The sequence below is a fragment of the Aquitalea sp. ASV15 genome (genome assembly GCF_016429115.1).
In the GTDB taxonomy this organism is placed as follows: domain Bacteria; phylum Pseudomonadota; class Gammaproteobacteria; order Burkholderiales; family Chromobacteriaceae; genus Aquitalea; species Aquitalea magnusonii.
The window spans coordinates 1-254 of record NZ_JAELTZ010000244.1; the positions used below are offsets into that span (position 1 = coordinate 1).

Here is a 254-nt window from a genome sequence, read left to right on the forward strand (position 1 = left end):
GTCGGCCTCACTTATCTGGAATGGCGCCGCCGCAGCCTGATGGCCAAGGGCGAAGGCTATGGCACCGACTTGCGCAACGAGCCGGAACAGATCGACACCAGCAATCTGCCCTCGCCCTGGCTGGCCACTGTCTCTTATACACATCTCCGAGCCCACGAGACATTAACAAGGATCGCGTATGCCGTCTTCTGCTTGAAAAGGGGGGGGGGGGGGGGGGGGGGGGGGGGGGGGGGGGGGGGGGGGGGGGGGGGGGG

General features: G+C 67.3%; 1 pseudogene. It reads left to right on the forward strand.

Annotated elements, in window-relative coordinates:
* Positions 1–254: pseudogene (locus JHD64_RS21755) on the forward strand (hypothetical protein); the annotation flags it as partial.